This is a genomic window from Pseudomonas sp. KH_046_2 (genome assembly GCF_057838985.1).
In genome coordinates this window covers 1,544,705-1,558,096 of the sequence record NZ_CM174480.1, presented here as the reverse complement: position 1 = coordinate 1,558,096, position 13,392 = coordinate 1,544,705, and the positions used below count along the sequence as shown (strand labels likewise).

General features: G+C 54.7%; 11 protein-coding genes and 1 pseudogene. 5 read left to right on the top strand and 7 right to left on the bottom strand.

All coding sequences use genetic code 11. From position 1 onward, the window contains the following. Positions 1-475 precede the first annotated feature (475 nt). The 4 genes and pseudogenes from AC3IX1_RS07100 (at position 476) to AC3IX1_RS07085 (ending at position 2,709) form a co-directional block, all read left to right on the top strand. Positions 476-1,735: a tyrosine-type recombinase/integrase gene (locus AC3IX1_RS07100; protein ID WP_489387651.1), complete on the top strand. Its 1,260-nt coding sequence runs from the start codon at positions 476-478 to the stop codon at positions 1,733-1,735. After that, positions 1,734-1,925: pseudogene (locus AC3IX1_RS07095) on the top strand (integrase); the annotation flags it as partial. The gene AC3IX1_RS07100 and the pseudogene AC3IX1_RS07095, both read left to right, overlap by 2 nt. Before the next feature lie 139 nt (positions 1,926-2,064). After that, on the top strand, positions 2,065-2,529 hold the full coding sequence (locus AC3IX1_RS07090; RefSeq protein ID WP_489387650.1) for an ankyrin repeat domain-containing protein: 465 nt from the start codon (positions 2,065-2,067) through the stop codon (positions 2,527-2,529). Positions 2,530-2,547: 18 nt separating this feature from the next. Then, positions 2,548-2,709, top strand: a complete 162-nt coding sequence (locus tag AC3IX1_RS07085) for a hypothetical protein (protein ID WP_489387649.1) — start codon at positions 2,548-2,550, stop codon at positions 2,707-2,709. A gap of 13 nt (positions 2,710-2,722) precedes the next feature. On the opposite strand, the gene AC3IX1_RS07080 is transcribed toward AC3IX1_RS07085, so the two are convergent. The 7 genes from AC3IX1_RS07080 to AC3IX1_RS07050 all read right to left on the bottom strand — a co-directional run bounded on the left by AC3IX1_RS07080 (position 2,723) and on the right by AC3IX1_RS07050 (position 12,228). Further along, positions 2,723-3,130, bottom strand: a complete 408-nt coding sequence (locus tag AC3IX1_RS07080) for an SMI1/KNR4 family protein (RefSeq protein ID WP_489387648.1) — start codon at positions 3,128-3,130, stop codon at positions 2,723-2,725. A gap of 11 nt (positions 3,131-3,141) precedes the next feature. Beyond that, entirely contained in the window at positions 3,142-3,729 is a 588-nt protein-coding gene (locus AC3IX1_RS07075) for an HNH/ENDO VII family nuclease (protein WP_489387647.1), read from the bottom strand. Beyond that, on the bottom strand, positions 3,726-6,926 hold the full coding sequence (locus tag AC3IX1_RS07070; protein WP_489387646.1) for an ATP-binding protein: 3,201 nt from the start codon (positions 6,924-6,926) through the stop codon (positions 3,726-3,728). Before AC3IX1_RS07070 ends, AC3IX1_RS07075 begins: the two co-directional genes overlap by 4 nt. 16 nt (positions 6,927-6,942) lie before the next feature. Next, positions 6,943-7,833: a hypothetical protein gene (locus AC3IX1_RS07065; protein WP_489387645.1), complete on the bottom strand. Its 891-nt coding sequence runs from the start codon at positions 7,831-7,833 to the stop codon at positions 6,943-6,945. Between the two features lie 13 nt (positions 7,834-7,846). After that, positions 7,847-10,102: a dynamin family protein gene (locus tag AC3IX1_RS07060; RefSeq protein ID WP_489387644.1), complete on the bottom strand. Its 2,256-nt coding sequence runs from the start codon at positions 10,100-10,102 to the stop codon at positions 7,847-7,849. After that, the gene (locus AC3IX1_RS07055) at positions 10,099-11,109 is read right to left on the bottom strand and encodes a dynamin family protein (protein ID WP_489387643.1); all 1,011 of its coding nucleotides are present in this window, start codon (positions 11,107-11,109) and stop codon (positions 10,099-10,101) included. The genes AC3IX1_RS07060 and AC3IX1_RS07055 overlap by 4 nt, the downstream gene beginning before the upstream one ends. A 96-nt stretch (positions 11,110-11,205) precedes the next feature. After that, complete coding sequence (locus AC3IX1_RS07050; protein WP_489387642.1) at positions 11,206-12,228, bottom strand: helix-turn-helix transcriptional regulator; 1,023 nt, start codon at positions 12,226-12,228, stop codon at positions 11,206-11,208. Positions 12,229-13,020: 792 nt separating this feature from the next. On the opposite strand from AC3IX1_RS07050, the gene AC3IX1_RS07045 reads away from it, so the two are divergent. Continuing rightward, a complete protein-coding gene (locus tag AC3IX1_RS07045; RefSeq protein WP_489387641.1) occupies positions 13,021-13,350 on the top strand; it encodes a hypothetical protein in 330 nt (109 codons plus the stop codon). Positions 13,351-13,392 lie beyond the last annotated feature (42 nt).

Below are 13,392 nucleotides of genomic sequence, written 5' to 3'. Positions count from 1 at the left end.
AGAGCAACATCAAACTGATCGTTAGCGGGAGGCGAATAGTACAGCATTAAAATACGTGGTCAACCCCCCCCCCCGCCTGAAAAATCTTCTTCCCTACCAGGGCGCCCGGGTTACCACCATGAAAACCTCCAGCGTCTATATAAAGCACTGAGACAGCAGCGAACCCAAACCACGTCGCCTGGACATGCAGGGGCAACAACGGCGCGGCATGCAGGGCACGAAACCCCGATCAATATGCCAGAAACGAAAAAGCCCCTGAGATGTTTAACCATTTCAGGGGCTTAGTCTTATTCAATAATGGCGGAGAGATAGTCCGCCATACTAGAGTCCAGCAGAGTCCAACAAGAGCCTTTAAGACTTTATAATACGGCACCTTAGCACTTATCATCGTCTCATAACGTCCATCAACACCCCCCACCTTCCGACTTACCGTGGGGGAGCGGATGGGGGAATAAGACAAATAAAGGAGCGCTCCTTGGGAAAGCTAACCGTCAAGCAAATAGACAGCCTGTCAACTCCCGGCACCTACGAAGATGGGGAAGGCCTGCGCCTCCAGGTCAAACCCAACGGAAGGAAGTATTGGGTGCTGCGCTTCCAACTGGCCGGAAAGCGTCGCGAAATGGGCTTAGGCGCCTACCCTGCAATAGGCCTGAAGGAGGCTCGACAAAAAAGCAGTGATAGACGTCGACTATTGCGAGATGGCATTGATCCCTTACAAGCTCGCGACACCGAACGAGCGGTGCAACTCGCCGCCGAGCAGCAACGCCAAAGCAAAGCAATCACCTTCCAGGACGTGTCAGCCGATTATATCGAGGCCCATCGTGCCGGTTGGAAAAACGTAAAACATGCTCAGCAATGGACGAATACACTGGTGACTTACGCAGCCCCCATCATCGGTGAGCTAGCGACTAGTCAGATCACCACCGAGCATCTTCTCGAAATCCTGAAGCCTATTTGGGCCAGCAAAGCCGAAACTGCTAGCCGGGTGCGCAACAGGATCGAACTGGTCCTCGATGCTGCTAAAGCACGTGGATTACGAGACGGTGAAAATCCAGCCCGCTGGCGTGGACACCTGGACAAGCTGTTACCCCCAAGCTCCAAGGCAAAACGCACCCAGAACCACCCAGCATTGCCCTACTCAGAGTTGTCTCGTTTCATGCCGGCACTTAATAGTGTGGAAGGACTCTCTGCCAGCGCCCTCAAAATGACCATCCTCACGGCCTGCCGAACCAGCGAAGTTCTCGACGCCGACTGGAGTGAGATCGACCTGAAAGCCAAGCTATGGTCGATTCCAGCTGCGCGCATGAAAGCAGGAAAAGTCCATACCGTGCCACTCTCCGATCCCCTTATTGCGCTACTGGAAGGGCTCCCACGTATCAAAGGCAGCTCGCTACTGTTCCCGGGTTCCCGCAAAGGTCGACCGATTAGCAATATGGCCATGCTGATGACCCTGCGTCGCATGGACCAAAAGGACCTAGAAGATGGAGGTAAAGGCTGGCGCGATAACAACGATAGAGTCATCACAGCTCACGGCTTTCGCAGCACATTTAGAGACTGGGCGGCTGAATGTACGCACCATGCACGCGAAGTCTGCGAGATGGCTTTGGCTCACGTTGTCGCCAACGGTGCGGAGGCCGCCTACTGGCGCAGTGACTTGTTGGAAAAACGCCGCTTACTGATGATTGAATGGTCCAACTTTGTGACCCTCGACGTAAATGGGTCAACCATTCCTTAGCAAAATGGCACTGAAACGGATGGTTTTCCAAGGGTGCCTGGTAAGTCATAGAATGCGCTCAATGGCGAGCACCATCCTCAACGAGCAGGGCTGGGATCCTGAATTGATCGAGGTTGCGCTTGCCTACGTCGATAACGACGAGGTAAGCAGCGCATATACCCGGGGTTCCCAACTGAGAAACGCCGAGCCAGCAAAGCGAGTCAGCAAATGCTCAAAGAACTGATGCCGCGGCTCTCTAATGGCGATCAAGACGGTCGAAGGCTTGGATAAAAGCCAATCGCCGACTGCTGAGATCTAACCTACCAGACGTGGACGGTAACTCGGTATTGATGCTGCTGATCAAGATGCGTAGCAGTTTCTTGCAAAAACTTCCGCTGATGCATCAGTTAGCCCCATCAGAACTGAGGGAAGAAACACGTCGCTTTGAAACGATGTTAGACCATTGGAGGCAGTTCCTCCGGCTGCTAGCTCAGTATTCACCAGAACAATTAAACATTGCAGATATCAAAGGCCAGACACCTCTGATGTTAATGACAGAGGCTGGCGACACCGAGCTTGTCAGGCTCATGCTGCAGTCTGGTGCCGATCCGGAAACTCAGGACTGGCATGGAATGACAACTCTTCACTCTGCGATCAAATCTAGCGAGGACAGTTGCGTAGATGCCCTGCTTGATCATCCTTGCCGATTGGATTATGTCACTTACGACGGACAGTCACCGCTACACACAGCAAGCTGGACCGCCAACTTGCATGCTGTCAGACGCCTGCTGGATCTGGCACCCAAACTTGCCTAGCAGCGCAACGCTCAAGGGATGACACCATTAGAACAGGTTGAATCTTTGATCGACAATCCAGAAGCCTTGGAAGGGCTAGCCAAGCGGCTCGCTCAGGACGGCAAGCGATGTGCCTCTAAGCAGGAACTGGCGTGCATTGCAGAGCAGCTTGAGCAGGCAACACCAGTACCAACTATCTAAAGTATGCTTTCAACTAGCCTGCGAAGACATGCTTGATCAAAAAGGCCTCCAGCCCGTCTTCCAAGACACGCACAATGCCGCCATTCGGTGTAGCCCAAACCAGAACTTTCCGTGCCTGGTTGTCGTACAGATAGTACTGACCATCACCAATCTCCAGCAGCGGCACAGTATTTTTCGGGTAGTTCGGGTCACGACCCAGGTCCGAGAATGCGGCAGAGACATTCAGGTAATAGTCCTCAGGCACGCCTAAACCATAGGTTTCGTAGGCGTCAAAGACAATGACTCCAAAAGTCGACAGGTAGCATTTGTATTCGTCAGACAGTACGAATCCCAGTTTCCGCTCAAGATTATGGATGATGGCGGTATCTACTGGCCGGGTGTCGGCCTGATGGAGATCAACAAGTTGTTCAAGCTTTTTCATAAGATTCGCCCTCAGCGCTGATTCTCAATCTGTTCGGCTCGCGCCTTCCAGTAGTCTTTTCGCTCTTTATCGAAGTCTTCACGATTGATCTCGGACTCCTTCTGCTTGTTGTGCAGCACGTTGTCGTTTCCGTTGCCACGGTGCTCAGCGCTGGTCAACTCTGCCAATGGCGAGTCCTGTTTCTGGCCAATGTGATGTAACTCGATCGGCCTTCCATTGGCATCCAGCGGAGCCCTTCCCGACTTCATCCGATCCAGGTTAGTGGTGCCCATGGCATCTTTTTGATCGTAATCGATGTCGGTACGAATCAGTGCATCCTTGCCGTTGACCTCGGCTGGCTCAAGATTGGCATTTTCATAGATCTTCGCTTCGGCCTCACTGCCTATGGCATCCAGAACCTCTTTCGGAACGCCCAGCAGCTCAAGCCGCTCACGTGTTTCCGGCGACATTTCCGGAAGTTCCAGACGAGTTTCCTGGGTGAGCACGATAGGTCGATCGAGCTCGACAACGATAAGGCAGCGGTCCGGCATTTCACGGGCCAATAACGCCAGACTGGACGGAACCTCGGATTTCTCAGCAAAGAAATTTTCAAAGTTCACAGAACACTCCCAGTTTCGAGGCGCGCACGCCACGCGGAATAAATATCGATATGACTCTCGTGCTGCAGGCTGTAGTCCTTCATCAGACACTGCTGGCTAGCCAAGGTCAGTTCAGCGCTCAAGCCTGTCGCTCGCTCGTGGAGTAATAGGTCAAGTTGATTGCTTAGTTGCCCGTAGTCGGTCGCCGTTTGAATTATCTGCTGAACCTGCTGCCGACAACCGAGCACATCGACCACCAACTGTGCAGCGAAGGCAAATGCCTCGGGCTTGCACAACGCCGACAGCTTCTCTTCTTTGCAGGCATTGAGCACTTCGAACAGCGCGATTTTGCTGCGAGCCAGCAACGGCAATTCACACAACCCGTGTTCCAGCAACGCTAAATCCAAGGCGACTGGCGTGCGTATACGGTTGCTCAGCAGCAGGTTGAGCACCTGCTGGTTGAAATTCTGGCTACGCACTGCGCGCGTGTCATCGGCCGTGTACACATAGGGCGTCTCGTGACCGGCGAATTTCTTCACCTGACATAACACCGGTTCCAGCCAGTCGTTCTGATAAACAATTGCCACGCCTTTGGGTAATTTGGCGATCTCTTCAAGTTGATCATCACGCAATGCCACCGACTTGCCGATTAAACGACGGTCCATTTCATCCGGGAGACGCATGATGATTTTGGTGTTGGTATTGCGAATCGCGGCGATATCCACCGCATGGGGCGACTGATCGGCAATGATGAAACCTTCACCATAGGTACGCATTTCGGCGATGGCGTTAGTCAGCATCTCCACCGACTTACCTACCACGCTCGCCCCTTCAGCGCCGCCTTCGGAAGGGCTGCGCTTGAGGATGTTATGCGCCTCTTCAAGGACCGTGACGTGGCGCAGCGGCTGGTTCATGCCACCACCGGCCATTCGGTGTTCACTCAGGCGCATCACCAGGATCCCCATGATCAGGGCCTTGGTCTCGGATGAACCGATGCGGCTGAGGTCAACGATTGCACTCTGATCAAAGAGTACTGCGCTGTCGATTTCGTTGGCGGTAAAAATTTGCCCATTCAAGCCATTTGTCAGGGATTTGATCCGCGTGGACAACGAGCCAATGTAGTTACCTTTGAGTTCCTGGGAATACGCAGAGGCCTCAATCACGCTTTGCAGGGTACTGAGCAGATCACTGAACGTAGGAAACAACGCATCGCTGTAACGGTTGGTCGACAGGTCCAAGTCCCAACCACACTGCTGATACGCCTGCAGAATCGCCTCTTTGAGTACTGCGGGCATTGCGGCATACATCGGCCAGCAGACGTTGAAGATCTCTACGAGGCGATCAACATGCTCCAGCACATGAATGGCCAACGGAAAACGGAACGGGTTGATGCGCAGCAAGTCGCTGTGCGCTGGATGCGTACCAAATACACTGACGTCATCGCGATGGCCGAAGACGTGCTTGTACTCGCCCTTGGCCGGTTCGATCACCAAAAACGGCACACCGGCAGCGCTGATTTGGCTGAGCATTTCATACAGCGTGTTGCTTTTGCCGGCGCCGGTCGAACCACTGACAAACACATGGCTAGCCAACTGATCGAGGCTCAACTCGATCTTTTGCGGCAGGTTTTCCCACAAGTGGCGGATGTTGCCCAAGGTCAGTGTCTTCCCCTTGCCCAGCTCACTACTGTGACCATCCAGGCGCTGCACCTTGCGGCCGAACGCCTGGGTTTCCAGCACGGCCACCGTGGAGGTGGAGCGACGGGGCAGGCTCAGCTGGATCGCCATCTCCTTACCGGACACCAGCGTGGCGGGCGTGAGGTAGCTGATCGGGATCTTTTTCGAGAACCCCGGTTTCAATTGCGGGTGGCTGAACGCGCTGAGCCAATCCAGCACGGCGGACTTGTTGGCGGATTTCCAGGTGGTTAAGGCGAAGTCTTCATGACTGGACTTGCTGCCCCGCACCAGCCCGAGAAAGATGCTCGCCAGCGATTCTGACGACGCGGTGCTATCACCGACGAAATACGCCGCCGAATTCCAACCGCCATACGTCTTGGCCTCGTCAATGCGCTCAAGGTGGTGATCGATCTTGCTCAGCAACTGCTCGATGGTCTTGTCCAGGGTCTCAATCGAGATCTGCCGATTAGAGCCCGTGGTTTTGTTCAACGAATGAGTGTCGGTGCTGCTGGTGGTATGCGTGGTCGAAGTGGTTTTCGACGCGGCCTCGCTGAAGGAGGTGCCGTGGCTTTCGCTGTGACCGGTAGAGGTGGAATGGCTGGTACCGGTGGTGCGTTGTTCATTGAACAGCGTTGCCACAGCCTTGCCCAATAAATTGGCGCCAACAGCAGCAACCTTGGAAGTGATGGTCTGCGCACTGAACGACTCGCTGGTACCGGTCGTTTCCGTGGTTGACGTCCCCAGTGTGGTCGAGGTTCCCTTGGTTTCGGTCAGCCCAAGACTGTGCCCGAGGGAGTCGCTCAAGCCTTGACTGATACTCAGGCCGACGCTGTCGCTGTCCTGTTCGCCGAACGACAGTTGCTGCTTGAGCAGTGGCGACAGTTGCGTAGCCACTTGCTCATAGCCGGCGCGGATCAGATCAAGGTTTTGCGACGACACCGGCTCGGCGAGGATGATCGCGTGATACACCCTGCGCTCAGCCGCGTCGATAAAACGCTCGAGCCCTTGCATGAAGTGCTCGCGGTTCTCCGTCGACAGGGCCGGCACACCCGTGACCGCAGTGATGCTCGCCGACGGGTTGGCCTTTTCGGCCTGGATCGCGCCCAGCAAGACGTCGGCCTCCTGTTGCTGCAGCGGCACTAACGAACTGCCTGAGAAGTGCCCCTTGAAGGTCTCCCGCAGCAACTCGCCGGAACTGTGCCCGAGGGTTTTGCCGGGTTCACCCCGGGTACCGATGTAAAGGTCGGTTTCGATACCGTTGGAGCGCAATATTAGGAAAACCGAGTAACCCGCCGCACCCAGGGCGGTGTAAGCGGCCGTGGTGCTTTCCAGTACTGATTGCTTATTGTCCTGGACGATGCGCTCGACGCGGAAAATCCGCACGTCACTGGCGGCATTGAACCGAAGCCCTTTCTCGGCAAAGGCATGGACCGGATAACGCTCCAGTTCCGACAGGTAGCTACGATTAATCAGTGCACGCCCAGCCTCAAGGGTCAGGCCGGCGTTATCACGAATATCCTGCACAGCGGTGCGAGTCAGCATTGAAGTTGTCATAAGCTCACCGAACCAATGCCACGAGGAACACCACCACGGCTGCAATCGCGCCGCCAATCAGCAGCGCGGCTTTGAAGGCTGGGTTGCGTTCCGGTGCGCTATCGGAAATGGGCTGGCAGGAGTTGGCCCTTGACGCTTGTGCTGCTGGGGCAGCGGAGCGTGTGCCGGAGGCTGTTTTGGGCGCTGCCGCCTTGGTCGAAGCAAAGCCCTCAACAGCGCTGTTGCGCAATAACTCGCGTACCTCGATCAAGTGCACAAAGCGCTTTTCTGAGAAGTTGGTTTTCAGATAAGTGACCTGTAGATCGTAATAGTCCTCGGTCCATTGGTTCTGATCTGACAAAAGCTCACGCGCGAATGCCCCCTCTGAAAAGACCTCGAAGATCCCGGGAACATTGTCTTTGGCCCACGGCAGCGCCCCGTGCAATTCGGCGCCATCCAGACGACGATCGTTGAGCTCCAGGCGCAACGCAGTTCGAATCGTCAATAAGTCGCCTTCGTCGACAAACTTCTTGAGGTTGCTGGAAGGCTGGTAATCGAAGGACGCACTGTTCATCGGAGCTTTTCTCGCATGTGAAGCGGCAACGGTAGGTGTAAATCCCTTTTCGTTTCGTTGACGAAACACGTCGCGGACCTGGATCAGATGTTCCAGTCGCTCCTTGGAGAAGTTGCGGGTAGCGAAAAACTTTTGCCGACTGAAATAGTCCGGGTTCCAACTCACGGGGTCCACATCAATGGCGCGAGTAATGCCATTCACCTCGTGAGTGTCCATCACCCCCGGAGACTGTTGCGCGGCATCCACCAACTGCTTCAACAGCTCGGTGCTGACCTGCGTGTCATCGAGCGCCGTCAAAAACTGCTCACGGACTTTTCCAATCATTGTGGCGTTAGTCGTCATAGAAGCTCCGAAGTCAAACGGCGAGGGTTTCGTCGAGTTTTTCTTTGAATTGATTGATCCACGCTTGCAGCTCACGTGCCTCTTCGAGGGCTTGTTTACGAACGTCGCGATCCGTCATTTTTTCTTTGAGTGAGTCAATCAACTCATTGAACTTGGTTTCGAACTCACGCCCCATAAAAGCCATGAACTGATCAATCAGGACGGTCTTGCCATTGTCGATTTCAGTACGAGCGGCCACTACCAATCGAGCAAACTCAGAGTCAATACGAGTGCTGCGCTCTTTCCAGAGCTCGCCAAGGTCAACAGACTTTTCTTCGCCATATTTGTAAACCGTGCGGGTAGACCCCCACGAGAATGGGTTGTACCAACTGCTGTCACTGACTTCGTAGCTGCCCACCACCACTTCTTTGGTCTGGACCTCATGACTCTTGATGGTGAGATTGAATGAAATATCACCCGCAGCTTTTTGAAGGCTGTCCAGGATGGGCAACTTCAAATGTTGGCAGTCCTTGAACAGATCAACGATATAGCGCTGGTATTCGCCTTCAAGGTCATCGCGAATGATTTTCTGGCTGCTGATGAACACGGCCTCATACGCATTGATGAGTTTTCGGTACTGGAACTGAAGTTCCTCTTCAACTTCCTTGACCCGCATTTCAGCGATGCGCGGTTCAACCGCTCCGATAAAACGCTCACTGACCGATCTAAGATACTTGCCAGCAGAATTTTCCAGGGTCGCTAGTTCATCCTCAGTGGCCCGGGGCAAAGCTTTCCCTTCACGCGCGATCTTGTCCTTATAGGCCTGTGTATCGAACCCCTTCTCCTGCCGATATTCCAGCGCCTGGATCTCTTCATTGATATGCGCCAGCGTCTTCTCGTCCTGATCCAGTTGCTCGATCAGTTGCGTTTCGTTGAGTCCGACCGCAATGGCTTTGATCATCGCGTCATAGGCGCGCTTGACCCGATGCGGGAAGTTGTACTTGTCGATGTACTCGTCAATCATCGCCTCGACCGCCGGCAAGCCGCTGCTCAGCACGATCTCGGGAAGTTGCTTCTCTTGCAGGCTACGTTTGACCCGCTCGGTAATCGGCATGTATTGCAGCAAGTTCATGCTCGGCTCTTCACCGAACATGTCCATCATGGAGTTCAACTCGCCGCGTTCCTTGCGTGAATGCAAGTGCTGGGGCTTGCGCAGCAGCCGCGTCAGGTTGGCCGACACCGGGTAGATCAGCGGATTGAAGATCCCGTTTTCAACCAGATAGTTTTTGACGCGGGCCAGCACAGACGGCAGGTCCTCGCCTTTCTCCGGGTCGAACACATCCATCTTGTTGATGACGAAAATGAACCGATCCTTGCTCTGCTTGCCACCCTTGCGCATGGTTTCGGCGACCAGTCCCAACAGGTTTTTGTCGTCGTTGGTACCCAACTGGCTGGCATTGAGCACATACAGAATCAGCGGGTTGCGCTGCGAGTCCTGAATGAAGCTCATGGTTTTGAGCTGGTGCTTTTCATCCTGGCTGTTGTTCGGGCCGGGCGTGTCGGTCAGTACCAGGCGTACACTGTCGCGGTCTTGAATCGCGTGAATTTTGCCCTCGATATCAATGCGCATCGTATCGGGCAGGTTGTTCCATGCCTGCAGCACTTCCAGGCTCACGTCATCGCTGTTTTCCGCAACGCGGTGATCATTGGTCACGCGTTGGGCGGCGAAGCGCTGGCCCATAGATGCGTTGTCGGTGATCCGGGCAATGGTCGCGGTCGTGGCTTCGTTGGCCGCCGGCAGCAGGTCCTGGCCAAGCATGGCGTTAATCAGCGTCGACTTTCCCGAGGACATGGTCGCAACCACATACACGTCGAAATCTTTGTTGAACGCTTCTTCAAAGGATTGGCTGACGTCGGCATTGTCCCGAATGAAATGCTCAAATTCAGGATGAAGCTTGGCCTCTTCCATCAACGCACGAATACGAGTCAGCCGCTCTTCGGCCGGGTCCGCTTCGATAAACTGCAGCGTGACCTGCATTCCTTTGTCCGTCGCAACTTTCGCAGCATCAACCACGTCCAGGTAATCCGACTCGACCCCTCTGAAAGTGACCTCATAGTTATTGTCGCCGTTGAACAACTGGCTCAACTCATCAAACAGCTTCTCGATCCACACTTGCAGCCGCGATTCTTTATAGCTCGACAGCTTGCAGCCCTCAGCCGGCGGCTGGCCACTGATCAGAAACTGCGTCTCGACGATGAAGGGGTTATGGATGATTTCAATAGTATTCATGGTTGCTCATCTAAGCGGCGTTGATGATTGATAAGGGCTTCAATGGTTTTAAGCCCGCTGATGGTGACCAGTTGGTGCAATTGGTTTTTATCGTAGGCCCGGGTATCTGGTTCCTTGTCCCGCTGTTTGCGTTCGAGGTTGTAGAGCGCCTTGCCGACGCGGCGCTTGATCAGGTCTGGCGCGACAGTGGCATTGAGCAAGGCACGCTTGTTGGCGTCTAGGTCATCGAGAACTTGGCGCAACTTGGAACGCTGTGCGCGCGTCAGTGTTTCGGCACTCAGGGCCTTGCGAGCGTACAGCGCTGCACTGGCCATTGTCGGAATGATGATCGGCTGCTCAAAACCGATATCGCGCAAATAGCGCTGGGCGTTGTGCACATAGCCTTCAATGCTTTCGCCCTTCTCCGGATCGAGCAAATCCACTTTGTTGAGGATGAAATAAATAGGCTGGGCAGGCTTGGCGGCGAGTTCTTCGCGCAGCTGTTCGAGCAACAACCGATCGTCATGAGTCCCCAGTTGACTGGCGTTGAGCACATAGCAAAGCGCCTTGAACGACACATTGCGGATAGCCTCCAGCATCAGTCTGGCATGGCTTTCATCCTGGCTGTTGTTCGGCCCTGGGGTGTCGTGAAGTACCAACCCAGGCGCCGGGCGCGGCACCACTTTGAAGGTTCCGGCCAAGCTGATGCGTTTGACCTCGGCGTTGGCGTTCCAGTCCCGCAGCAGTGCTACTGACGGCGAACGCTGGGAGGCTAATTCGGTGTCGTTGTAGCAATAGCAGGCACCACTGAATCGCCGGGCACCCTGGCGATGCTCGACACGGGTCACGCAGGCAGTGGTGGCTTCATTGGCGGTATGCAGCAGTTCCTGGCCAATCAGTGCGTTGATGAACGACGTTTTGCCTGCACTCATCGTGGCCAACACCAACACATCGAACGTGGCGGTGCCAGCAGGCGCCGAATTCCCGGCTTTTCGGGATTTTGTAGGCGTAACGGTGGAGCGCGTCATCAGCTTCTATCCCTATTGCTCGGTGCCTTGGGCACCCAATAAGCGTTAATCCATTGGCGGTTAATCGGCCGCAGTCTTCCACGGCAGTGCGACAGCTCATGTCGCGTGATCAGTTGACGTGTAGAGATTTTGCATACTGTGCAACCTGGCGCTTATCTCATCGACCCAAACCTGCGGCCCATGCACACGGATGTTGTCGTTCAGGCCAAAGATCCACCACAGCGTTTCACGATCCAGCGGAACTTGGGCACGCAGACGCTTCCAGGTATGTGAGGGAATATCTCTCAAGGTCTGCTCATGACTCAGCGGAGTCTCGCCGAGCAGGACGGCAATCTGCGGATGAACATCCGCGATCAGCTCCACCCGAATGTTGGTTTGGCGATGGCTGAATATGCCGCTCGCGATGTAATCGTCCACATCAAAGGTGGCGTGCAGCACGGACGGCTCATCGAGTACACGAACGTGCTGAATACGGTGCAGGGCAAACTGGCGCAAATCACCATAGCCATCCACAGAGGCCAGCAAGTAGCTGATGGCATGTCGCGATACCAGGCCCGCCGGATGCAGGCGAAACTGTTTAAGTTCGCCCTTGCTCCGACTCTGATAGGTCACTTGCAATTGCCTGTGCTCCAGCAAAACGGCAGACACTTGCCCCCAGACTTCGGGATCGATCGCAGCGGGCAGCAAGGTTTTCCCATTGGGAATCGCACGAACTCGTCGCGCCCAATCGGCCAATCCGTTGTGGCCGAGATCGCCTAGGAAATTACGTGCGCGTCGAAATTGTGGACCGAGCTGGTCTAGCACAGTCTGTGGCAGCAGCGTGGCCAGATGGCTTTCCGACAGATACAAGGCCAGTGCGGTGGATGCATCCATATCCTCCAATCTGAGCGGCGCATCCCGTGTGAAGCTCCAGCGAAACGGGATCTCGCTATCGTCGCATTGCAACGAAAATGGCATCGACAACCGGTTCAAATCGCGCTGAACCGAGCGAAGTGTTACGGAAAACCCTCTATCGCGAAGCTTTTCGAGCAGGGTCGGAGTTGCAATACGCTGCGGCTCTGTGGGGATCAGGCGCAGCAATGCGAATAACCTGAGCAGCGTATCCTTCGCTTCGGACATGGTGACTACCTTGTTCTATGGTTCAACTGATAGCCAGCAGGCCGGCGCCAATTTGGCGTCGATGCTACTGATTAAAATGGCGTTTTGCCATCTATTGTATTCAATAAAAGACTTAAGTCTTTCGACAGCGCCGCGCGGAACTTGAGACTCCGCCCACAACTCAGGAGGGAGAAGACTGACGCCCTTCCCTATCGCGCTTCATTTCGCTGTACTCGCGATACAGTTCACAGCTTTTTTTTAGAACCACACAAAATCCGATGACGGCAAACAGGTTTTTCATAATCGTAATCTCCTAGGTCTTTTTGATCATTTTTCAGGTGGATCGACAAGATGTGTCGCGATCTTGAAACGTCAATCGTTGAGGCTAAGAAATTGCTCCAGGCGGGTTCTGAGGATTTCATGACGATTGGCCTCTCGCCCCTCCAGTGAAGGGGTATGACACTCAGGACAAAGCATGAACGCAGCTTGGCCGAGCGATGCCAAATCGTTGTGAGGCAGAACCGTTTTTTTCCAAGAGCAGTGAGCACAGACAAGGGTGAACGGACGCGGGGAGATTGGCATAGCGGTGCCCTACGGCTATCTAATGGCGCTAGCTTGCCAGGTAGGTACGACAATGTGTGTCGCCTCGCTTAGCAGACCCAACTCTTCATAATTGCGGTCCAATACAAGCGGCTGGATGCGTTCACTGCCGTAGCGACCAAATCACGCACCCAAAGGCGCGTACTGATTCGATTCAAAAAAATCTCAACTCTACATAACAGCAATGACATCACTACCAAGAAGGTTCATCCCATGTCATCGCAGTGTCCCCGCTGTCACTCCCCTAAAGTCGCTTCATTCCATCAAGCCACGAAAGTTGGTGCGGCCATCGGCACCGTAGGCGGTGTTGCACGTGGCGTCAGCGCTGCACTGGCTGGCGGTCAGGCAGGTGCGCTGATTGGCACTATCGCAGGGCCTTTCGGCATCACGCTCGGCTATGTATCAGGCGCCATCCTCGGAGGCCTGGCCGGCGGGGTTGGTGGTTGTGCGCTCGGCGCGCAGTTAGGCGATACGCTCGACCGTCACGTCTTAGCTCACAACCTCTGCCTGCTCTGCGGTCACCGCTTCAACCTTCCCGCCTGATCTGGCCACACCACCTATTTCTATCCATTTCATCCGGACGGT

Excerpts from the sequence above, each read along its gene's own strand:
- AC3IX1_RS07045 (WP_489387641.1), top strand. The coding sequence starts at position 13,021 with ATGTCATCGCAGTGTCCCCGCTGTCACTCCCCTAAAGTCGCTTCATTC.
- AC3IX1_RS07055 (WP_489387643.1), bottom strand. The coding sequence starts at position 11,109 with ATGACGCGCTCCACCGTTACGCCTACAAAATCCCGAAAAGCCGGGAAT.
- AC3IX1_RS07050 (WP_489387642.1), bottom strand. The coding sequence starts at position 12,228 with ATGTCCGAAGCGAAGGATACGCTGCTCAGGTTATTCGCATTGCTGCGC.
- AC3IX1_RS07065 (WP_489387645.1), bottom strand. The coding sequence starts at position 7,833 with ATGACGACTAACGCCACAATGATTGGAAAAGTCCGTGAGCAGTTTTTG.
- AC3IX1_RS07070 (WP_489387646.1), bottom strand. The coding sequence starts at position 6,926 with ATGCTGACTCGCACCGCTGTGCAGGATATTCGTGATAACGCCGGCCTG.
- AC3IX1_RS07085 (WP_489387649.1), top strand. The coding sequence starts at position 2,548 with ATGACACCATTAGAACAGGTTGAATCTTTGATCGACAATCCAGAAGCC.
- AC3IX1_RS07090 (WP_489387650.1), top strand. The coding sequence starts at position 2,065 with ATGCTGCTGATCAAGATGCGTAGCAGTTTCTTGCAAAAACTTCCGCTG.
- AC3IX1_RS07080 (WP_489387648.1), bottom strand. The coding sequence starts at position 3,130 with ATGAAAAAGCTTGAACAACTTGTTGATCTCCATCAGGCCGACACCCGG.
- AC3IX1_RS07060 (WP_489387644.1), bottom strand. The coding sequence starts at position 10,102 with ATGAATACTATTGAAATCATCCATAACCCCTTCATCGTCGAGACGCAG.